The sequence below is a fragment of the Thalassotalea sp. Sam97 genome (genome assembly GCF_041379765.1).
GTDB classification, from domain to species: Bacteria; Pseudomonadota; Gammaproteobacteria; order Enterobacterales; family Alteromonadaceae; genus Thalassotalea_A; species Thalassotalea_A maritima.
Map to the genome: position 1 here is coordinate 2,428,197 of NZ_CP166919.1, position 22,934 is coordinate 2,451,130.

A 22,934-nucleotide genomic window follows, 5' to 3' on the forward strand; every position below is an offset into this window, starting at 1 on the left:
TCAGTAATGTTGCATATACTGAAATGTATACCGAAAATAATAACAATGGTGATAACAGTTTGATTAAAAGAACACTATTTTATAGTGTTGTATACATCATAACGTTTACCCTTAGTTTTTTTGGATTGAGTTTTACCATAACGGCTAGCGATAGCGGCAATGATGTGGCAACCCACATGTTCGATAAAACCACTCGAACGCTTCCCTCAAATTCCAACTACAATAGTCGCAATATTGATAATTTATATGCGATTATATTAACCAAACCCGGATTACTGGGTGCTGATCTTGGTGCCAATATCGCCAGTTCATCAATGCTGGGTTCAGGCAACACTCGCGTAAATATTCACTCAAGGCGAGCGCAAGGTTACATCAGTGACATTCAGCTGCAGCAACAAGCACTTATCCACCATATAACAGCCTCCAGTAAACAAAAGATAACGTTATTAGACTCTTTTAAGTACACGGTTAACGGCTTTACCGCAAGACTTACCGAGCAGCAAAGAGCAGCGCTAAATCAACATAGTCAGGTTCGTTTTATTCAAAAAATTCAAGTGGCAAAACGGCACACAGATATTGGGCCCACTAATATTGGTGCCGACCGTGTTTGGTCAGGACTAATCAGTGAGACAAGCTCAGGTTATCAAGGTGAAGGGGTTATTATTGGTATCATTGATAGTGGCATTAATGCCATGCACCCGTCATTTGCCGAACTCGACACCAATGGCTATCGTCATCAAAATCCGCTAGGTGATGGAGTTTTTATCGGTGATTGTCAGTTTAGCGAGTATCAGCATTATTGTAATAATAAGTTGATAGGTATTTGGAGTCACCCTGACATTACATCGACCAACACCTATCCTGGTGACGATCCCATCGGCTTAGATATAGACGGCCACGGTACCCATGTTGCCAGTATTGCCGCTGGCAACACCCTTAACAATGTTCCCATTTACAATACCCTGGGCGATAAAACCCAACATCAATTTGCACAAATATCAGGGGTCGCGCCCAAAGCCAATATTGTTTCCTATCAAGTATGTGATTTAGCGGGTTGTTATCCAGATTTAACCGTTCTAGCCGTAGAGCATGCGATTGAACATGGTATCAATGTATTAAATTACTCTGTTGGCTCACCATCATATAGCCCTTGGCAAGCCATAGATGCGCTGGCGTTTTTAACTGCTCGCAATGCCGGTATTCATGTTGCAGTCTCTGCTGGCAATGGTGGTAACAATGGTGCAAAAACAATAAACTCACCAGCCAATGCGCCCTGGCTTACTAGCGTCGGCGCCAGCGACCACGGCAGGAGCTACACTGCAAAGACGTTAACGTTTTCAGGCGGCGATAGCTCGCTTGCCGATATCACCGGTTACTCGGCTACCAAAGGCATCAGCGCCAGCATTGTTGACGGTGAAGAGTTTAATAATGGCAATTGCTTATCACCTTTTCCGCTTGGCTCGTTAACCAATAAAGTGGTTGTTTGCCGGCGTGGTGATATTGCCCGTGTCGCCAAAGGAAATAATGCCTTAGCTGGCGGTGCGGCCGGTATGATTTTAATCAATAATCCCAGTGGTCAACAAACCCTATTTTCAGATCATCATGTCTTGCCTAGCGCTCATATCAGTGCCTATGATGGACAAAACCTCGTACAATGGTTAACTAGTGGTAGCAATCATCAAATCAGTTTTAATGATTCCAGCGTTATCGTCGATACTTCACGAGAAGATACCTTAGCCAATTTTAGCGCGCGAGGCCCTGATGACACAAACTCAGGTTATTTAGTACCGAGCATCGTCGCGCCAGGAGTCGATATTTACGCCGCGCATGCAACTCGCCAACCTTATGAAAATGCAAATATTGAATTTCCCCCCTACCGCTTTGAAAGTGGCACCTCAATGGCAAGTCCGCATGTAGCAGGCGCCATGGCATTAATCAGCGGGATACACCCTTTATGGTCGCCAGCAGAAGTGCAATCCGCTTTAATGCTAACTGCCACCACACTGCCCCAGAAAAGCTCGGCTAATTTAGGGTACTATGATCATGGCGCTGGCCGCATTAACGTCGATAAAGCGGTAACTGCTGGCTTAGTATTGAATGAAAGTCATGATAATTACCAAGATGCTAACCCTAAAATCGGTGGCGATATCCAAACACTCAATTTGCCAGCTTTAGTCAATCAAGACTGTTTGTTGATCTGCTCTTGGACACGAACCTTTCGTGCAACCCAAGCGGGTGATTGGCAAGTGAAAGGCATAACCAATGATGCGATAAACCTATCCGTTAGCCCGCAAAGCTTTAGTGTCGATAACAACGACCTGATCACCCTCACCATTTCTGCAACCGCGAAACAAGGTTATCAAGGTGGTGATGTAAGTGGTCACATACTGATTAGATCAAGTAACACTGATAATGATTTAGGGCTGCCGGTTATCGCGTCATTCAAAAAAGGCACCGCACCGTTTATTACCCACATTACCGCTGATTCAAACCGTGGCAGCCAATTACTGCCAGGTATTACGACCCTTGGGCTTGATTACAACGCAGATAATATTGTTGTCTCACACTTTGGCTTACATAAGATACAAAAGGCGAGCAAACAAATACAGCGTGATGATTTTGATCAACGAAGCTTCCCCTTTAATGTCTACAACCAGGAGGAGGCTTTATTTTCCTTACCATTAACCATCCCTGAAAACAGCCGTTATTTGCAAGTCAATGTACTAAACACAACCTCGCCAGATCTGGATTTATATATCGGCTACGACAATGATTTTGACGGCAAGCCGAGTAGTGCATCGGAAATGTATAACCTCATCTGCACATCCGCTACCCGTAAAACTCTTGAGTCATGTACGCTTGAGCACCCACCAGCCGGTGATTTTTTTGTCGCCGTTCACAACTTTGGCGATGAAGATGCGCCAACGGGCAAGCTTGATGATGTTGAACTTGAAATCATGTTGGTTGGTGCAGACGATGGTACGTTCTCCTCATCCATTACACAACAACTTCACCCGTTAACAGATATTGGCTTCAACCTGCATTGGCAAAATATCGATGAAACCTCTCAGCAATATATGACGTTCATAGAGCTTGGTAGCAGTGCCATGACACCATCCGATATTGTCAGTTTTCCGCTACGTATAGCACGTAGCGAGCAAAGCTTGTCCATTGGGCTAGAACAATCAACCGTCGATGCAGGAGAAAATATTGAGTTGACTCTTTATCTCGATGCAAATGGAACAAGTGAGGATAAGCCATATGAATTTACGTTAACCGTACCAAGCGAGTTTAGCATTGTCTCGAGGCCGTCGAATAGCCAAGTCGATAATCAAACACTAACGGTGAGTTACCAACATATCGCAGGTGCAGGAGATACAACGCTCAGTGTGGTGCTACAAGCCCCCAATGTAGAACAAAACCAACGGTTTCAAATTGACTATGAGTATCACGTGAATGGGCAATCCTACCGCGGACAAAGCCAAGCATTCGATGTGCTCGTCCCCCCTACCGCCAAAATTAATGATGAAATAAATGGCGAAATCACAGTGTCAGAAGGTGATGAGATCAGCTTGTCGGGCGCACAAAGCGTTAATCCCAGTAGCGACAGCGACCTACTGTACCAATGGCGACGCGTATCCGGCCCACAAATAACCTTAACTGATTTGAACAGTTCGGAAATACGTTTTAATGCGCCACAAGTCAATGACGATCAAACGTTAGTTATCGAGCTAACAGTAATTAGTGCAGGACGAACGGACTCAACGCAAATGATCATTAATATCGAAAATACACAGTCTTTATCGCCGACACCCCGTAATCAGTCAAATAGTACATCTGGCGGAGGTAGCCTGTCTTGGCTGTTATGCCTATCAATTTTAGTGATGTTTTTTATGCGTAGAGATATTAACCGGCAACAGTCACAAGCCGATGGTGATATATCATTGTCGTGTCTCAACCATTGACCGATGTTAGTTTTGCTAGATATGAGATAGCATTGAGAGGCTTATTTGGCTTGATAACGTGTTGAGCCAGCAATAACTGTTTCCATGGTCTCAAATTGATCATTCAAAATAACAAAATCTGCTCGAGCTCCTGTAGCTAAGTGACCATAATCGCTATCTAGGGTTAAAAACTTAGCCGGATACAATGACGCCATGCGCAGAGCCTCATCAACAGACTGATTCATATATGCGATACAATTCTTAACTGCACTTGCCATATCTAAACACGAGCCGGCCAAAGCCCCATTTGGCGCATTTAACCTATCACCAGTGCGTGTCACCCGTGTACCGAAAAATGGAAAGCTTTGTTGCTCTGTTCCAACTGGTGACATGGCATCGGTTACCAACATCATTTTGCCTGTTTTTTTTGCCTTAATCGCCAACTCGGCAGCTTGATAATGCACATGATGCCCGTCGGCTATAAGACCACAAAAACTGTGTTCATCAAGTAATGCTGCTCCAACCATACCAGGCTCTCTAGACTGAAAGGGTGACATTGCATTAAATAGATGGGTAAAGCCAGTTGCGCCAGCAGCAAGTGCCGCTTGAACCGTTGCATAATCGGCATTAGAGTGACCTAAACAGACTGTCACCCCCGCACTTACCAAGCGTTGAATATCGTCTACACTGACCATTTCTGGCGCTACGGTAACAATCACCACACCGATATCGCTTCGACAAAATATCGCCATCTCATCGTCAGAAATAGGACGAATAAAATCGCTACTATGAACGCCTTTTTTAACTTCTGATAAGTGCGGCCCTTCAAAATGAATACCTATCACCCCTGTTTGGTTTTCCGCTATGGCTTGCGCCACGGCATCAGCCGCTTGTCGCATCACGCTAACATCATCGGTAATCAATGTCGGTAAAAAAGCGGTTGTACCAAAGCGTGCATGGGCGCTACCGATTACCTTTATTGCTGGTAAATCGGGTTGGTTGTTAAATAACACCCCACCACCACCATTAACTTGTACGTCAATGTAACCGGGCACCATGATGCCATTCATTGCGATTTCTTGATTGCCCGCAGGCTCTATCGAGGTAAGGCGTCCATGCTCAATTGACACCGCAACATGCTGATGCCAATGTTGACCGTCAAACAACGTTTTAACAACTCGACGTGTGCTCATAATAAATACTCTGATCGTGTTTCTAACATAATGGCCTTTTACGCAGCCTAACGGGTTTTATAGCATAAATATTTAAAATCTATAATAACAATCAAATAGCTAAAAAAAATACGATGATGTATTTGCAAAGAACGATTTTAGGGTGCGATTGTCTTTATTGGTATTTTCTGCCGTTAGCTAGTTTTTGGAAGTAAAACAGAATGAATGAGATAGACAGGAAGGTAAATAGGAGTAATACAGTACACCAAGCCTGATAGGCTATGCTTGGTGTACTCAACAGGATATATATTATCCTAGTTTAATGATGCTTTTTTCTGTGCCAAACGGTTGATTTGGTGCAGTGAGTTAAGATGCGAGTAAATTGGCGCTAACATACCACGCTTACGCATATCTAAAAAGTCTTCATCAGATAGCTCAGCAAGCTTTTTCTCATTCACGACATAAATGCCACTCAATTGAATCTTCTCATCTTTCGCTTTAATTTCAAGGTTTTGTTCCATTAACAACTCGCGTTCAGCAAGCTCTTTTACGAACATGCGCGTCATTTGAGAATTTTCAAAGTACTTACCTAGAGCTTGTTTACGACGAGCTAGATATTCAGTTTCTTCACCAGATTCTTGGAATAGTGCTTCACCTTCATCTTCATTTACCATGTCATTTTCGGTAGCGATGACAATGATAAGCTTATCCGAATCTTTGCTTTCAGGTACTAAAGCTAAAGGGTAGTGAGTTAAGGCTGCTGGCACGTAGCTACCGTCCCACTTTTCAGTTTGCGTGTATAAGTTTTCACCTGGCTTCACACCAAATAGAGCAACTACTTGGAAGTCACCTGTTTCAGTGTTTTTTACGAAAACAATAGGAAATTCTGATGCCGCACGAGCAAACTCTTGTACCACAACTGGTGCTAAATGTTGACCAGATACGTAAGAGAAGTTTTGTGGGTTTTTAAGTTTGATTTGACCGTGAACGTTTTTGCTCAATGGTTGGATATTTTGTTGGCTCATTTCTAAAACTCCCAAAAATGCTGCCTAAAGTCTGTGACTGCTATATATTGCCCTATGCAATATACACAGCTATTTATAATAATCGTGGTTAGACTAAACCGGTTAAACCAAGCAATACAAGCTAAATTTAAATTTTTTTTAAAAGGGATATTTTCAGCTTTGTTTATTTCATTGTTATTCGATACGGAAACTGCAACTAAATTCACGCCAGGCGCCAATTGCTACTCATACAATATCGCGTAAAACAAGTTTATTGTATAAATCATTAAATGGCGCCAACGAGACATTTATCACGGCGAAATGCACTTTTTCATTCTACTAGTGTTCGGATTTAATCGATGGTTATAAATGCTAAAGATAAAAGACTACTTTAAGCAGACAATATTATGAAGGATCGAGAGTATTTGCATAAATAGACCTAATCTCCTAATTTAGAGATACCACACAAAACTACTTTAAGCATTAAGGTCGCTTTTTGCAGTTATATTTTTACGATAAAGGTTAAGAAGATAATGTTAAAAAACAAATTAATGGCTGAGTGTATCGGTACTTTTTGGCTGGTTTTAGGAGGCTGTGGCAGTGCCGTGTTAGCTGCTGGCTACCCTGAATTAGGTATTGGTTTTGTTGGCGTCTCATTGGCATTTGGCTTAACGGTATTAACCATGGCCTACGCTATTGGTCATATATCCGGATGTCATCTCAACCCCGCCGTGTCATTGGGACTGTGGTCAGCGGGTCGCTTTGCCGGCAATGAACTCGCGCCATATATCATTGCTCAAGTTTTTGGTGGCATAGCGGGTGCTGCAATACTCTATGTCATAGCATCAGGTGCGCCTGGTTTTGATGTTGCCACAGGCTTTGCATCCAATGGTTATGATGCACACTCGCCAGGTGGTTACTCAATGGTTGCGGTATTAATTACTGAGTTAGTGATGACCTTTATGTTTCTCATCGTCATTTTAGGTGCCACCGACAAGCGGGCCCCTTCCGGATTTGCTCCTATCGCCATCGGTTTGTGTTTAACATTAATTCACCTTATTACCATTCCCGTGAGTAATACCTCAGTCAACCCCGCAAGAAGCACAGGGGTAGCATTGTTTGTAGGTGGTTGGGCAACCGCACAACTTTGGTTATTTTGGCTCGCTCCTATCGTTGGCGCGTTACTAGCTGGCAAGATGTACTCTTGGCTTGGTGCTGAACACAATAGCCCAGAGACTCTCCCCGTAAGCAAAGAATGATACGTGACACTTTATAACCGGATTTAAGCGCTTTGGATATCCGATGTACTAAAGCGTTTGTTTGCCTACCAAGTCCCAATAAACGCCATCGAGAGCTTTAAAAGTGAATATAATAAGTCTCTCCCTTACTCAACGTGCATTTAAATGTTTTTAACAATTCGGAAAAATCGTATATATTTGCCAATCAATACCTTAACTAGCCTTAAGACAACGTCAAAAATTACATAATGAAAGTAACCATCAACGATGTAGCCATGCTATCTGGCGTCTCAATGAAAACCGTATCGCGCGTGATCAATAACGAAGCATCGGTTCGCCCGGCGACGCGAGATAAAGTCATGGACGCTGTACGCGAGTTAAATTATCAACCAAACCTCGCTGCTCGCTCTCTTGCTGGTACCAAGTCATATACTATCGCCTACATCTATGATAACCCAAACGCCTATTATGTGATTGATATGCAAAATGGTATTTTAAACGAATGCCGTAAGCAAAACTTTGAGCTAGTTATTCACCCTTGTAATGCCAAATCGGCTGGTATCGTAACTGAAATCAGCGACATGATCCGTCATTCACGCATTGCGGGTGTGGTATTACCGCCGCCCTTTTCTGAAATGAGCAAGGTCACTACGGCCCTTAGTGACATAGGGGTAAAGTTTGTGCGCATATTATCTGGCCACGAAGCGCCAGATAATCTATCCCCAACCGTCATGATAAATGACTTTGATGCAGCGTTTGATATTACTCAACACTTAATCGATTTAGGGCATAAGCGCATCGGCTTTATTAGCGGTGGAAAGCAGCATAAATTCACCGACGAGCGCATCAATGGTTACAAACATGCATTACAGCAAAATCACATTACCTGTGATGAGCAATTGATTATTGACGGTGAATACGATTTTGAATCTGGCGTCCAAGGCGCAGGCAAACTGCTCAAGCAAACGGATAAGCCAAGTGCCATTTTTGCCTGTAATGATGAAATAGCCGCCGGTGCCCTATTTGCTTCACGCTTACAAAATGTCGATATCCCTGACAAATTATCTATTGTAGGCTTTGAGAACTCGCCTTTTTCAAGGCAAACTTGGCCGAAAATTACCACCGCCGATCAGCCTAATCAAAAAATTGCCGAGCAAGCGACAAACTTGTTAATCAGCTCAATTCAGGGTCAACGTTTAGAGCAACAAAGTCGATGTTTCAAACCAAGTTTACTGGTTCGAGATTCTAGCGGGGAGGTCAGCAGTCATTAACTGCGGCCAATGAGCGATTCGCTAAACCATTGCCGTATTTGCTGATTTGATGGGACTCAGAATAGTCAAACTATTGGCAGAATTTTCTGTTGACAGTTAACTCTGTTGTGGTCGATAACCACGAATAAATAACGCCACTGAATCGGCAATATACCGATCCATCGCCACTTCACTCACTTGCTGTTCGGTGTTGTATTCACGACGCATCACCGCCTCACCTTTTACCATACACAACAACTGCAAGGCAGCACTACGAATATCGCCAATAACCAATTGTTCCAAATCGACAAAATGTTGCAATAACTGCATTAACACCTCGATCACACGCTTTGGTCCAGCGCTAAAAAACAATTGCGATACGGTCGGGTTGGTCTGCGATTCAGCGATGCATAAACGATGCCCACTCATGCCTTCATCCGATAGCAACAAGCGCACAAATTGACAGGAAAAATGCGTTAATGCAGGCTCTACCTTGTCTCGCGAAATAGTGGGTAGCACTGCATCTTGGAACTCTTGGCACTTTTGCTTTATGACTTCCAAAAACAACTCATCTTTATTCCCAAAGTGACTATAAACCGTTTGTTTTGATACGCCAGCAGCTTTAGCGATGGCATCCATACTACTGGCAGCAAAGCCATTATCACAAAAACACTGTGAGGCAGCCGCGAGAATACTTTTGCGTTTTGTTTCGCTCTTACTGCGGACTCGATGTTTTTCCACGTTCTAGTTCCTTACTGTCATAGATTGCTGTAACAAGTCTACTTACGAACAAAGGTTGAAAATGTAAGCGCTGTGTTGAGGCATTGCAACCAGATACCACCACCATATTCGCTTAGCGTACTCACATAATCATAACAAACTAAACTAGACAGTCTAGTTTAGTTTGTCTAAACTGGACTCATCAGTCTAATTTAATCAAATTTAATGCCTCATTCTCATGCTTAAACTTATCGCTAACCATCAAACACCTCGGCTTCTTTTCTACTTTTGCATGCCAACTGCTGTCATGTTGATGCTATTAGGCTGCTCCGAGCAAAACCACAGTACCAACAATGAAGCGAGGTATTATCAAACCGTGCAAGCCATGCCGATCACCGCTGTACCCAGTTATTCCGTAACCCGTTTGTTAGCCGGTACCATACAAAGTAAGCAACAGGCAAAATTAAACTTTGAAACCTCTGGTAAAGTGGCCTCAATATATGTTGACGATGGAGCGTCGGTTCGCCGCGGTGATAAGTTAGCCAGTTTGGATACCGAGTTATTTAATATCGAATTACAGCAACTTAACGCATTGCTACAACAGAATCGTGCCGATATTGAACTGGTTAACAACAACATCCGTCGTTTAACCAACCTAGCAAAGCAAGGCTATGTATCGGAACAAAATATTGATGAGTTGCTAACCAAACAAAAAGTACTCATCGCGAACAAACAGCAAATAAGCGCACAAATCGACGCCAAGCGCTATCAAATCAGCCGCGCAGATATTTATGCGCCGTTCTCAGGCACCATTAATAAACGCAACATTCATATTGGTGAAGTTATCAGCCCGCAACATATTGCCTTCGAGCTCACCAAAAATAATCAACAAGAAGTAAAAATAGGACTGCCACAACAACTTGCCGAACAACTTGCTACGAAAAATAGCTTTACCATCATTGTCGATGGAACCGAATACGTGAGCGACACAGTATTTATCAACTCAACCATCGACCCCATATCCCGTACCGTGCAAGCACGCTTTCAATTAACAACCGATATCGCTACCTTTGATAATCAGTTGGCCTATTTACAAGTGCAACAAGAGTTTTTGCAGTCGGGATACTGGATCCCGCTTACCGCGCTAACCGATGGCGTAAGGGGCAGTTGGAATGTGTATACCTTACAAGCGGTCAAACAAGATAGTAACGAACCAGGCAATGCAACCGTCGACAACGGACGATATCAGGTTATTCATAACAGCGTAGAAGTGATACATACCGAACAAGATAAAGCGTTTATTCGCGGTGATATTGACGAGCACCAATTACTGCTCACTAGCGGTTTGCACCGCATCGTGCCAGGTCAATTGGTCTATGTACAACAAGGACGTTAATCATGATTGAGATGTTAGTGCGCAACGGCCGCATGCTGTCCTTGTTGGTCGCTATTGTTTTAGTATCAGGCTTAGCCTCACTGAGTATGTTGCCTCGCACCGAAGATCCTAGCTTGGAGAATCGCTTTGCCGTTGTCATCACCAGCTATCCAGGAGCGAGTGCTGAACGCGTTGAGTCGTTGGTTACCGAAAAAATTGAGCAACGTCTGCGTCGTATCGCCGAAATCGATTACATCGAGTCCACTTCAAGGCCTGAAATTTCCGTATTACGCGTCAAACTAAAAGGCTCAGTTGCCAAAGGTGAGCCGATATTTTCGTTGATCCGCGATCAATTAGCCGATGTTGAAAATCAGCTTCCGGCTGAGGCCAGTAAGCCAACCCTTGATGAAGAACGAACTTTTGCTTATACCCAATTAGTTGCGCTAAATTGGCTAGCAAGTGACCAGCCCGATATGCTCTTACTCGGTCGCTACGCAGAAGAGCTCAAGTCGATGTTGTTGCTGGTTAGAAACACCGATATCGTGCAAATTCACGGTAAAAACCAAGAACAAATACAGGTTGAATTGAACCAATATCAAGCGGCGCTTGCTGGTATTTCCACTGATCACGTGGTACAAGCCATTAGACAGGCCGACGTAAAAGTTCCCGCTGGTACCCTCGTTAATCCCGCGAATCAAATGCAAATCGAATTAACGGGTGCATTAACCTCGGTTGATCGTATTCGCAATGTGCCTATTCGCTCCAATGGTACATCACCGTTGCTGGTAGGCGATGTTGCCACGGTAAAAAGAACCTTGGCACAACCATTGACAAAACTTGCCATTGTTAATGGCAAGCCAGCTATCGTTATTGCCACGCGAATGCTCAAAGGCGTACGTGTTGATAAATGGAGTGAGCAAGTCGAGCAACAGCTTGCAGCATTTAAACAAAGCCTCCCCAATAGCATTTCATTGGACGTACTGTTTAGCCAAAATGACTACACCCACACACGCTTAAGCGAGCTAATTGACAATATATTTATTGGTTTTGCGTTAATCGCTGTTGTATTACTGGTTACATTGGGCTTACGCGCCGCAACCATCGTTACCGTATCGCTGCCACTTACTGTGCTTTTTACCCTGTCGGTGATGAACTTTACCGGCCTACCAATTCATCAAATGTCGGTAACGGGGTTGGTGGTTGCCCTTGGCATTATGGTCGATAATGCGATCGTTATGACAGATACTGTGCTACAGAAGAAGAAACACGGCATTAACGGTTTGCAAGCGGTTATTGAGTCAGTTCGTCATCTTTGGATGCCATTGCTTGGTTCAACCCTCACCACAATCCTTGCTTTTATGCCAATTGCCTTAATGCCAGGTGATGCGGGAGAATTTATTAGTGGTATTGCATTAAGTGTGATCTTTGCCTTAATCGGTTCTTACCTAATTTCTCATACCATCGTTGCCGGTCTATCTGGTCGTTTTTTAAAGGTAAGCAGTGACAAGCGTGTGCCCCAATGGCTCTCACAAGGCATTCATTTGCCAGCTCTACATAAACAGTTCCATCGCAGCCTGTTATTCGCATTAACCAACCCCAAGCGTACGATAGCTTTGGTACTGTTATTACCACTGTGTGGTTTTTGGCTAGCTGGCACATTAGATGAGCAGTTCTTTCCGCCATCCGATCGCGATATGTTTCATATTGAAGTGTATTTATCCCCGCAAAGCTCACTGCGTGCAACGCAGCAGCTTACCGAGCAAATCAGCGCTGACTTGCAGCAATACTCTAACATTGATCATGTGCGCTGGTTCATTGGCGAAAGTGCACCGTCATTTTATTACAATTTGATTGCCGCCAAAGACCGCATGCAAAACTATGCGCAAGCGATGATCACCGCCAATGACTTTGTCGCGGCTAACCAACTTATTCCTGAATTACAGTTAGCGCTAGATAAGCATTATCCGCAGGCCAAAATTTTGGTACGCAAGTTAGAACAAGGGCCGCCATTTAATGCCCCTATCGAAATTCGTTTATTTGGGCCAAATCTCGACACCTTAAAAACGCTCGGTGACGACTTACGCCGCGTATTTAACCAAACCGACGATGTCATTCACAGCCGCGCCACATTACTCGCTGGCACCCCTAAAGTTTGGTTACGCACTGACGAAGCGACCCTCAATAACCAAGGGCTGACACTAAGCGATGTTGCAAGGCAATTACAAACTGGCTTAGATGGCGCCGTCGCAGGTTCGGTTATCGAGTCCACCGAATCCATTCCGGTTGTGGTATCACGACCGCGAACCGCAACACAAGACGTCAGTGATTTATATGCGTTTCCGATAATGAACGCCGAGCAAGCAGGGTTTATCCCCCTGTCAGCCGTATCAGGAGTTAGTATTGAGCCTTCACGCGGAGCGATCCCGCATCGAAATGGCCGCCGCGTTAACGTTATCGAAGGTTATTTACGCGCTGGTGTACTGCCATCGGTTGCACTAAATAAAATCAAGCAACAGTTAGCGGCAGAAAACTTTAGCTTACCTAACGGCTACAGTATGGAAATTGGTGGCGAGTCAGGGGCTCGTGACGATGCCGTGACAGACTTACTAAGCAGTGTTGGTATTATTGTGGTGTTATTGATCACGACCGTGGTGATGTCATTTAATTCGTTTCGTATTTCCAGTATTATTTTTATCTCGGCATTTATGTCGGCCGGATTAGGTTTATTTTGTGTTTGGTTATTTAATTACCCATTTGGCTTTACCGTGATCATTGGCCTTATGGGACTTGCAGGTCTGGCGATTAACTCAGCGATAGTTATTGTCGCCGAGTTAAAAGCCGATAGCGATGCCATACAAGGTAATATTGATGCGATAATTCACGGCGTAACCAGCTGTACACGTCACATTAGCTCAACGACGATAACCACCGTTGGTGGCTTTTTACCACTTATTATTGCTGGCGGTGGTTTTTGGCCACCGTTTGCCATTGCTATTGCTGGCGGCACCGTATTAGCCACAATGCTGTCGTTTTATTTGGTACCAGCGATGTTTTACTTGATGAGCAGACGCAATGCCTTTGAACAAACGGCCGCAGATAGACGCTAGCAACGGCTAAGGTATCGATAACGGTTACCCGAATAGTGATGTAAACATATCAATGGCGTAAATCTTATATTGCTGTTTATATGATCGAGGCTGTTTATTATTCTTGTGCGCCCCCAAAGCAGTACATAAAGTCACAATTACACAACGAATAGCTTAATATCTTACCCGAACAGAGCATCAACATGCCGAGAAATACAACAAATTGACGACTCTTTGTGCAAACAGAAAAAAAGTCGCTTTTTTTTCTAAAAAACAGTTGACGCGCCCAAGGCAGATTTGCATAATACGCCGCACTTGCTCAGGGCAACCTGGCAAGTTTATGTTATGGCTACGTAGCTCAGCTGGTTAGAGCACATCACTCATAATGATGGGGTCCCCTGTTCAAATCAGGGCGTAGCCACCATAACATATCGCGGGAGTGGCGGAATTGGTAGACGCGCTGGATTTAGGTTCCAGTATCCTCAGGATGTGAGAGTTCAAGTCTCTCCTCCCGCACCATTACATTGTAGGGGTATAGCCAAGCGGTAAGGCAGCGGGTTTTGATCCCGTCATTCAGAGGTTCAAATCCTCTTACCCCTGCCATTTTATTTAACTCAGTTAATAAATGGCGACCAACAATGTAAGAAGACCCTGCAGGGGTATAGCCAAGCGGTAAGGCAGCGGGTTTTGATCCCGTCATTCAGAGGTTCAAATCCTCTTACCCCTGCCAACTTCTTCGTGAAGTTGGAAAATGGTCAAAAACTTGAGGTTATATGTACCTTAAAAACATATCGCGGGAGTGGCGGAATTGGTAGACGCGCTGGATTTAGGTTCCAGTATCCTCAGGATGTGAGAGTTCAAGTCTCTCCTCCCGCACCATTTAATTAATCTCTGAATAGCATTTTAATCAAGATATTATTCAGAGTTTAATTACCAAGTAGTAATGCTACAAACTCAACCCTGCAGGGGTATAGCCAAGCGGTAAGGCAGCGGGTTTTGATCCCGTCATTCAGAGGTTCAAATCCTCTTACCCCTGCCAATTTCTTTTTTAGAAATTGAAAAATCGAGTATATGACGTAATCTTTAAGGTCACATCATAAACAAGATGGCTACGTAGCTCAGCTGGTTAGAGCACATCACTCATAATGATGGGGTCCCCTGTTCAAATCAGGGCGTAGCCACCATTAAATGCGCGGGAGTGGCGGAATTGGTAGACGCGCTGGATTTAGGTTCCAGTATCCTCAGGATGTGAGAGTTCAAGTCTCTCCTCCCGCACCATTTAATCAGTCATGGTCAATGACACAGAAAACTCTGAAGAGTATTTCGAAAGAAATAATCTTCAGAGTTTTTTTCGTTTATAAGCTAGTAAACCATGACTTGTTCTGCCAACTAATGGCCAACTACCTTCATTAGTTAATACTATCCTCTAGCTTTCATCGTCCTTAACAATTCAAGCGAGTCACATAGAACTTCCGCCACATTAAGCCGTAACGTTTGACACTAACGGGCTGAAAAGGGTACTGTCTCTGCATAACAAATAAATAAACAAAGGACTAGGAACACACCGTGATCACATTAATTTGGTGCCTAATTATTGCCGCATTGCTGCCCTATTTTGCTAAAGTCCCGGTGGCAATGGCCATGAATAAGTCTGGCGGTTACGATAATAATCACCCAAGAGAGCAACAAGCGAACTTAACAGGCTTTGGTGCTCGCGCTTTAGCTGCCCATCAAAACGCCTTCGAATCCCTGATCGTTTTTGCTACGGCGATATTGTTAGCGATAGCAACCAATACAACCAACGAAACCGTTCAGCTGTTGGCTATGATACATATAGTTGCAAGAGTGGCCTATAACGCACTTTATTTACTGAATATCGGTACCTTGCGCTCTATTGTGTGGGCTGTGGCGATAGTTTGTTCATTCGCCATTATGTGGCAATGCATACCGAGCTAATAGCTGAATCGCAACGGCTCTAATGAGCGAACAACGGTCGTTCAAATCTTCTCTTCAAATATCAAAATATCTTCAAGGAACGAAATTGATTATCCGAAACACCATATTAAGTTTGGCTTTAACTTACTCTACAGCTTCGATCGCTGATGAATTAAATTTAGATGATATAGATGCTGTTTTCTCCAATATTAACGCGAACGGCCCAGGCTGTTCAGTAGCAATCACTCAAAATGGAAAGACTGTTTTTGATAAAGGATATGGGTTATCAAATCTGGAATACTCCACGCCTATCACAAGTGATAATCGCTTCTTAATTGGATCCACGTCGAAACAATTCACGGCATACGCCGTAGCTCTGTTAGTTAAAGAAGAAAAAATAAGTCTTACAGACTCTTTATCTAAGTTTTTCCCTCAATTTCCAGAATATGCGAAAAGAATATTGGTATCTGACTTAATTCACCATACAAGTGGTATTCGAGATATGGATCATCTGACTTATTTGGGGGGATTTGGAGAAAGTATCGATTACACGGATAAGGATGCAATGACATTTTTAACTAGGCAAGAAGCGCTTAACTTCAACCCTGGGGAACAATACATGTATTCGAACTCAAATTACTATCTTTTAGCCAAAATAGTAGAAATCGTAACTAAGCAAAGCTTTAGGGAATTTACGACGGAAAATATATTTAAACCGCTTGGAATGCATCATTCTCATTTTAATGATAATCATACTGAACTCATTAAACTGCGTTCAAGCGGATATTGGCCTTCCGACAAGAGCTACACATTGGCTTTTAACACTATGGATATAGTTGGCGCAAGTGGTTTATATACCACTAATAAAGACTTACAAATTTGGTTTTCTGCGTTCCTGGAAGGTATATCAGGATCTAATAATAAAAATGTTTTTCGAGAGATGGTCAAAGTTGGGAAATATCGAAATGGCGAGAGTCTACATTATGCTTTCGGATTAGAAGTAGATAGTTTTAATGGAATGCAAAGAGTTCATCATGGAGGTGGAGATGCTGGTTATCGAGCTATGAGCATGATCTTCCCTGAGAAAAAAACTGCATTTGGAATTCTTTGTAATGATGGATATGTAAATACCAAGAATTTAGCGCAAGAACTCTCGAATGTGATATTTGAAGTTCAGGGCGAAGATACGCTGCGTAAGGAACAAAATAAAAAAATTGTCACCTCACAGGTAACTAATTTTCTAGGAGATTATTGGAGTGACGAGCTAAAGCAAAAGATTTCCTTAACCAAGGATAATGATTCTATTTTTTATCAGGTTAATAATCGAAATAAGTCTGAGGTTTATGGTCATGGGGAATCAACTAACTCATTCAATATTTATTCTTCTGACGGAATTCAAGCGCAATTAACATTAAACCCTAATTCTACGATTACAGTCATGACGATGCGTCATGGTCTTAAGAAATTGACAGAATATGAGAAAGTTAGCGAAGGGGATTTTAGCTTACCATCAGATTATACGGGGAAGTATTACTCACGAGAGTTGGACAGTCACTATAAACTAACAGCGACTAATAACGGATTAATTCTAAACATGGCTGGAAGTGCACCTCATGAATTAGCTGCAATTAAAAAAGGTGTATTTTCTGATAAGTATGGTCAGATAGTAATAACCATTGACTCTACCAAAGGCTTTTTATTGAGTTCGACCAGAGCTAAAAATATAGCGTTTGAAAAAGTCGAAACTTAACCTTTTAGACATTAACTTATTGAAAGTGCTAATGTCTCTTAAGAGCGATTAAGAGACATCGGGCGAAAACCAATCCAGAGCATTTTCATTATATAATTAGTACCTCCTGCCAGCACTAAAGCTTTAATCATTGTATATATAAAACAAAAAGGCCCAATTGATTTCAGAAATCAATTTATATTAAAAAAACATTGCTAGGTAAGTATAACAAGAGAAACCGGTTAACAGCTTTGTTTAAAAGCCTCTTTCTGGATGATGCATAGTGTCAGTAAATTTTACAGTACATCATTGTGAAATGTTGATAGAGCATTCATTGTATTGAAATTATTCACCTTTTCACCTTGGTATGCTTTATGCTGTTCTTCAGCGGTAAACTTCAATTTTAATGTACTACTATTCAAAATTTGTGGAAGGGTTTAAATGCAAAATATTATAATTAAAAGCATATTGATAAGTACCTTACTTATGGTGAGCACTGTCAGTAAAGCAGGAGTAATCAAGTTTGATGATTGGTTTGACTCAAGTGGAAGTGCTACAGCAGGTTTAACTCAGTCCACATTCAATAGTTCTTTATTTTTCGCTGTAGCCAAGGATATCGACTTTTCCGTCGGAGATACTTATGAAATCACTGAAGGTTGGAGAATTGCTACATTCAGCGATTACGTCTCATTATGGCAGGGCGCAGGTTCACCAATCACCGACTACAACCACTTCCATAGAAATGGATGGAGTAACTACACGTCAAGCACTGGTTCAGAAAATCATTTTTACTTTGCGTTTCAGGATATGTTTGACGACAATCTAACAAACAAAGTAGCCCACGCAGGAAATGGACCACAGCACACGGCAACTGGTAACTGGGCGATGCCTGGCGGCAATAACGAAACTTGGGGTACACTTTTGGCCACTACAAGTGCGCAAAACTTTGCAGGTATAGTTGTTATTCAAGAAGGGACGCAAGCGTGGGGAACAAGTGTTAATGTGCCTGAGCCATCTTCACTTGCCATTTTTGCATTAGGAATATTTTGTTTAGTGTCACGTAGATTTAAAAAACAATTTTGATATATTTTTAATTTCTGCTGTTAGGTAAATATGATTACCTAATGTAGATACAATGTCATTGGATATAGCATCTACTGCTATATCAATTAACTTCGCTATCAGTGCATTTGCTGTTTAACGCAGCCATCCTAATTTTATTCATTATTATGTAAATAGAGGTTGATATTTTATGCGCTTGCTTTTTTAAATAGTGTATTAAGCTCGTAATTCGTTTACTTCCGCTAATGGCACAAGTTTGACGTTAACAGATTGAAAAGGTTAATGTCTCTAACGAGCGAACAACGGTCATTCAGTATACCATCGTATGATAAATGTAGCCTAACCTAAATAAAGCCTGTCATATACCAAGGGAGTTTGGTAAAAAGATGAGAGTAACGGACGTTTCTCACCCTAAAGAAAACGATTTTGAAGTTCTGAAAAACGGTTTGAATGAATATAACCACCAATTCACGGGCCCTCTTTACCGCAAAAAAATCTCTTCGTTCGTCAAAGATGAAAACAATCAAACCGTTGGTGGTATTCTTGGCGAAATTAAATGGGGGTGGTTATACATTGAAGGGCTTTGGGTTTCTGATTGCGCGCGCTCAAAAGGCTTAGGCTCAGAGTTACTCGACAAACTTGAGAGCTTCGCTATTTCCAATGGTATAACTAACTTTCGCTTGGAAACTACATCCTTTCAAGTCTTAGATTTCTATAAAAAACAAGGTTATGTACAATTTGGTCAATTGCCAGATATGCCACCAACATTTACGAGTTATTTCTTAAAGAAGCAAATCGATAGTGAAATATCAAATCAACTCTAGGGCGTTTGAAGTTTTAAATCATCTTCCGCCCAAAGAACAAACAGCTATATAACCCTTTGGTTCCGATAATGTCGCAGCAATTTCTTCCTATCAACTTTAAAGTGCCCACAAAGTTAGAAACTAATACATTTCACATTTGTCCTTTGACCCGAAATGTTGCAGATTTAGACTACGAAGCAGTCATGTCTAGTCAAAGCGAGCTTCAAGGAATATTTGGTCGAAATTCCACTTGGCCAAACTCCAACATGACAATGAATGAGAATTTAATCAGCATAAAGGTTCATGAGGAAGAATTTGAGGCTAGAAAAGCCTTCGCATATTCCGTTTTAAATAACGCTGAAAACAAGTGTTTTGGCTCTATTTACGTGGACCCCAGCCGTTCAGTATATTTCGATTGCGAAGTACACTTTTGGATTCGAACCGATAATCTAGAATTAGAAATTCCGCTTTATAAAGTGGTATCAGAGTGGCTCCAAAACGAATGGCCATTTACAAAAGTTGCTTACCCTGGAAGGCAAGTTTCAGGAGAGCGATGTTAGAATCTGAATTATGGGAACCACATAGATTTTCAAAAAGCCGTAAAACACCTATACACACTCGAAACCAATGTCTGCTGTGAATTAAGCATTGATTAATCGGTCCTCAGTATCCTCAACAATTGCATATATTGGCAATTGTTAACTGGCTTTCCTGACACATTTGCGTCAGTCGGCACTATCAGGTAGTTTGGTAAGCAGTCAAGGGCTGTAACGAGAACAACAGCCGTTCAACCAAGGATAAACCATTGCGAATACCGCCGTTATTTATAACCATAGCGATAGCTTCTGTAATTGCGGGAATAATTAGTTATTTCGCAAACTTTAATTTTTGGATTGTTTTACTCATCACGCTTGTAGGGATGTTTGTAAATGGAATTGTCGCTGAAGTTGAAGATAATATGCCAGGTGGTTTTAATAACCCGACGGATGACCAAAAGAAATAACAGGCTCTAATGAGCGAGCAACGGCCGTTCAAACTAATTACTATAAGGTTTTATTGCGCCATTTATTCGCAAGGAGCCAATATTAGATAACAAGGATATCTACGCAGTGAGAATTTTAATTTTATCTCTTTTATTTATCATTCAGGGGTGCGTAAGTACCGACGTTGTACCCCAAGGGCCCGTTTTTAATTACTCTTCACCAAATAACAAAGATGATGTTACGGCTTATTTTTATCAAGATAGTATGCCAGGTGTTACTTCTTGCTTATTAGTAGGGATCGCTGGGGAATATAAAGGTTGTATTGGTTATCCTGGCTTTGCAAAGGTTGTATTACAACCAGGAACACACGAAGTATCATTTACACCAAATGCAGCGATTAAAATAGCTAATTTAGATTTTGTTTTTGAGTTCAAACTAGGAACAGAATATTTCTTCAAATATCAGCTTGTAACTTCTAAGTCAGCATCTGATAAAGCAATTGAATCCCAGCATAACATGCTATTAGGCGCTACTTTTGGTTGGTATTTAGTTGAGAAAAAGCAAGCGTTGACAGAATTGCAAGACCTCAAAGCGTGGCATAAAACAATTTAATAACTAAAGCGTTTGCTTAACTATGACTGTAAAGAGCGAACAAGAGCTGTTCTGACGAATAATAAAATAGGCTATTTAAGTGAGAAAAGTAAGCTGTCCGAACCACGAAGTTATCCCCAAGACTTGGCCTTTTACCTGTGATGTAAATACAGAGGTTGTGACAACCAAATTTGTATTGAATGGCGAACAACCAATTGTCGAAGTCTTACATTGGGATGATGGAGGGTGGCAGTTCATGTGTAACACCACCGACAATTCCGATGATGGACGTGTTGTTTGCATGGGGTGTTTATTTGACAGATACCCTTGGATATCAGAGTTTAAAGAATTAAAGTCAGGCTACTTAGCGTTCTTTGATGAAATAAACAATGAGTGGTCAATTGAAAAAATTGACGTTTCTTAAGAGCGATGAGCGGACATTGATGCTTAGCCAAAGATGTGGAACTGTCAGTTTGTTTTTTGTGCGATTGTGACTTCGCATGTATTTTATAAAATAATCATCAAAGAAAAACTTAATTAACAAATTTATTACCAATAAAAATAAGGAAGTTACATGAAACACGCTTTGTTTGTGATATTACTCTCAATATCGATACCATGTTTGGCAGTTGATATTGCTGCTCTCAACCCGTTAGAGACGATTGAAATAAAACCTGAAGGGTTTAAATCTGCTATAAAATACAACATCACTCTTCCCCACAAATATGCGGAAGATGTAAACAAAAACTACTTTGTACTTTTTGATATGCACCCTAGAAGTCAGCCGTTTATTAGTGGTATGCATGATTGGTTGAGCCACAACGGTGAATGGCCTTGGTTAAAAACTATAGTAGTGACTCCTGCCGATTATAACGCTGAATTTGCTGGCGTATTTGAAGATTTAGTCGCTAACCCTAGTAATCAACGTATTTTAGACATTCTTCAGCAAGGAATATTGAAAAAAGTAGATGAAAAATACCGAACCAACGGGTACAGAATATTCAATGGTTTTATGAGCAATGGTGCGCTTGGTCTATATACCCTTTTAAATAGACCCAGTATGTTTGACGCCTACCTAATTGCAAGCCCAACACTCAACAACGACTTTGCTCGTGTTTTAAGTGACGCTCCAACTAAACTAGGAGCACAATACGATGGTATGAAATTTCTTTACATGGCAATTGGTAACCATAATTATGAGAAAGCCCATATCGAGTCATTTAAGCAATTTGAGAATTACTTAGCTAAGCAAACTAACCCCCAGTTAACGTGGCAGTCTAATAATAGCGAAAACCATTATTATATGTCTCGACCTGTAGTAACCCTACTAAATGGTATTGAAGCCTTATTTGACGATATACATCACGATTTAGCTGCTGACTCAGAAGTCTCTCAACGTGGCGTTGATGCGATCATTACATACTACGACAAGCTGTCAAAGCATAAATATGGTTTTGAAATATCAGCAGAAGGCTCATTAAAGTCTCTTGCTAAGTCAAAAGTTGCCCAAAACCCAAGTGAAGCTCTTGAGATATATACTAAGGTGACTGAACTTTACCCTGATTCAGCATATGCACACGCCTCATTAGCTAAAGCTCTTGCAGATCAAGGTGACGTAAAAAAAGCAATTCATGTTCAATCGATAGCGTTAGAAAAGTCCAAATCTATGGGTCAATGGCATCAAGATAAACACCAACAATTCCTTGATGAGTTTAAAAACATGATGAAACACTAAGCTCGGTTCAGCGTCCGATTTTGGCACTATGATCTTGACCGTATTGCATCCAGCAACATGATGCAATATGGTGCTCTTTTCTTGTGTGGTGAAGATCGAGAGTTGGCACGAACAGACCATAGAAATAATTAAATAGCAAAATTCGTTAAAAAACGCTTGCCCTTTAAATTTTCATCTCTATAATGCACTCCACATCGCGGGAGTGGCGGAATTGGTAGACGCGCTGGATTTAGGTTCCAGTATCCTCAGGATGTGAGAGTTCAAGTCTCTCCTCCCGCACCATGTACTTTCATGGATGATGTAGAAA

At 41.9% G+C, this 22,934-nt stretch carries 17 protein-coding genes and 9 tRNA genes; 23 read left to right on the forward strand and 3 right to left on the reverse strand.

Annotated features, from left to right (window positions below; all coding sequences use genetic code 11):
• Window positions 1–125: 125 nt before the first annotated feature.
• Window positions 126–3,965 carry a S8 family serine peptidase gene (locus tag ACAX20_RS10800; protein ID WP_371186122.1) on the forward strand — a complete coding sequence of 1,280 codons (3,840 nt, stop codon included), beginning with the start codon at window positions 126–128 and terminating at the stop codon, window positions 3,963–3,965.
• A gap of 41 nt (window positions 3,966–4,006) precedes the next feature.
• Here ACAX20_RS10800 and nagA read toward each other — a convergent pair whose 3' ends face one another.
• Together nagA and ACAX20_RS10810 are read right to left on the reverse strand one after the other, a co-directional pair.
• Window positions 4,007–5,137, reverse strand: coding sequence for an N-acetylglucosamine-6-phosphate deacetylase (nagA, locus tag ACAX20_RS10805; RefSeq protein ID WP_371186123.1), 1,131 nt, complete (start codon window positions 5,135–5,137; stop codon window positions 4,007–4,009).
• Between the two features lie 293 nt (window positions 5,138–5,430).
• A complete protein-coding gene (locus ACAX20_RS10810) occupies window positions 5,431–6,141 on the reverse strand; it encodes a SapC family protein (protein WP_371186125.1) in 711 nt (236 codons plus the stop codon).
• Between the two features lie 512 nt (window positions 6,142–6,653).
• On the opposite strand from ACAX20_RS10810, the gene aqpZ reads away from it, so the two are divergent.
• A complete protein-coding gene (aqpZ, locus tag ACAX20_RS10815) occupies window positions 6,654–7,379 on the forward strand; it encodes an aquaporin Z (protein WP_371186127.1) in 726 nt (241 codons plus the stop codon).
• Window positions 7,380–7,606: 227 nt separating this feature from the next.
• Window positions 7,607–8,629, forward strand: a complete 1,023-nt coding sequence (locus tag ACAX20_RS10820) for a LacI family DNA-binding transcriptional regulator (RefSeq protein WP_371186129.1) — start codon at window positions 7,607–7,609, stop codon at window positions 8,627–8,629.
• 96 nt (window positions 8,630–8,725) lie between these two features.
• Here the strand turns inward: ACAX20_RS10820 and ACAX20_RS10825 are convergent, their stop codons facing one another.
• A complete protein-coding gene (locus tag ACAX20_RS10825; protein ID WP_371186131.1) occupies window positions 8,726–9,349 on the reverse strand; it encodes a TetR/AcrR family transcriptional regulator in 624 nt (207 codons plus the stop codon).
• Window positions 9,350–9,635: 286 nt separating this feature from the next.
• On the opposite strand from ACAX20_RS10825, the gene ACAX20_RS10830 reads away from it, so the two are divergent.
• From ACAX20_RS10830 to ACAX20_RS10925, 20 genes are all read left to right on the forward strand, one after another.
• Window positions 9,636–10,724 (forward strand): efflux RND transporter periplasmic adaptor subunit, encoded by a 1,089-nt coding sequence (locus ACAX20_RS10830; protein WP_371186132.1) that lies wholly within the window; start codon window positions 9,636–9,638, stop codon window positions 10,722–10,724.
• Window positions 10,725–10,726: 2 nt separating this feature from the next.
• Entirely contained in the window at window positions 10,727–13,810 is a 3,084-nt protein-coding gene (locus ACAX20_RS10835) for an efflux RND transporter permease subunit (RefSeq protein WP_371186134.1), read from the forward strand.
• A 326-nt stretch (window positions 13,811–14,136) separates the two neighbouring features.
• Window positions 14,137–14,213 (forward strand) — tRNA-Met (locus tag ACAX20_RS10840).
• 9 nt (window positions 14,214–14,222) lie between these two features.
• Window positions 14,223–14,308 (forward strand) — tRNA-Leu (locus ACAX20_RS10845).
• Window positions 14,309–14,317: 9 nt separating this feature from the next.
• Window positions 14,318–14,392: transfer RNA gene (locus ACAX20_RS10850), tRNA-Gln, on the forward strand.
• A 52-nt stretch (window positions 14,393–14,444) separates the two neighbouring features.
• Window positions 14,445–14,519: transfer RNA gene (locus ACAX20_RS10855), tRNA-Gln, on the forward strand.
• Window positions 14,520–14,582: 63 nt separating this feature from the next.
• Window positions 14,583–14,668: transfer RNA gene (locus ACAX20_RS10860), tRNA-Leu, on the forward strand.
• 85 nt (window positions 14,669–14,753) lie between these two features.
• Window positions 14,754–14,828: transfer RNA gene (locus ACAX20_RS10865), tRNA-Gln, on the forward strand.
• Between the two features lie 68 nt (window positions 14,829–14,896).
• Window positions 14,897–14,973, forward strand: a tRNA-Met gene (locus ACAX20_RS10870).
• Window positions 14,974–14,981: 8 nt separating this feature from the next.
• Window positions 14,982–15,067: transfer RNA gene (locus ACAX20_RS10875), tRNA-Leu, on the forward strand.
• 288 nt (window positions 15,068–15,355) lie between these two features.
• Window positions 15,356–15,745, forward strand: a complete 390-nt coding sequence (locus ACAX20_RS10880) for an MAPEG family protein (protein WP_371186136.1) — start codon at window positions 15,356–15,358, stop codon at window positions 15,743–15,745.
• Between the two features lie 22 nt (window positions 15,746–15,767).
• Window positions 15,768–17,474, forward strand: a complete 1,707-nt coding sequence (locus tag ACAX20_RS10885) for a serine hydrolase domain-containing protein (RefSeq protein ID WP_371186138.1) — start codon at window positions 15,768–15,770, stop codon at window positions 17,472–17,474.
• 420 nt (window positions 17,475–17,894) lie between these two features.
• A complete protein-coding gene (locus ACAX20_RS10890) occupies window positions 17,895–18,536 on the forward strand; it encodes a PEP-CTERM sorting domain-containing protein (RefSeq protein WP_371186140.1) in 642 nt (213 codons plus the stop codon).
• A gap of 365 nt (window positions 18,537–18,901) precedes the next feature.
• Window positions 18,902–19,339 carry a GNAT family N-acetyltransferase gene (locus ACAX20_RS10895; protein ID WP_371186142.1) on the forward strand — a complete coding sequence of 146 codons (438 nt, stop codon included), beginning with the start codon at window positions 18,902–18,904 and terminating at the stop codon, window positions 19,337–19,339.
• A 68-nt stretch (window positions 19,340–19,407) separates the two neighbouring features.
• A complete protein-coding gene (locus tag ACAX20_RS10900; RefSeq protein WP_371186144.1) occupies window positions 19,408–19,878 on the forward strand; it encodes a hypothetical protein in 471 nt (156 codons plus the stop codon).
• A 245-nt stretch (window positions 19,879–20,123) separates the two neighbouring features.
• Window positions 20,124–20,321: a hypothetical protein gene (locus ACAX20_RS10905; protein ID WP_371186146.1), complete on the forward strand. Its 198-nt coding sequence runs from the start codon at window positions 20,124–20,126 to the stop codon at window positions 20,319–20,321.
• Between the two features lie 106 nt (window positions 20,322–20,427).
• Window positions 20,428–20,913: a hypothetical protein gene (locus ACAX20_RS10910; RefSeq protein ID WP_371186148.1), complete on the forward strand. Its 486-nt coding sequence runs from the start codon at window positions 20,428–20,430 to the stop codon at window positions 20,911–20,913.
• Between the two features lie 157 nt (window positions 20,914–21,070).
• On the forward strand, window positions 21,071–21,316 hold the full coding sequence (locus ACAX20_RS10915) for a hypothetical protein (RefSeq protein ID WP_371186150.1): 246 nt from the start codon (window positions 21,071–21,073) through the stop codon (window positions 21,314–21,316).
• A 150-nt stretch (window positions 21,317–21,466) separates the two neighbouring features.
• Window positions 21,467–22,627, forward strand: coding sequence for an esterase (locus tag ACAX20_RS10920; RefSeq protein WP_371186152.1), 1,161 nt, complete (start codon window positions 21,467–21,469; stop codon window positions 22,625–22,627).
• 196 nt (window positions 22,628–22,823) lie between these two features.
• Window positions 22,824–22,909, forward strand: a tRNA-Leu gene (locus ACAX20_RS10925).
• The last annotated feature ends 25 nt before the right edge of the window (window positions 22,910–22,934 follow it).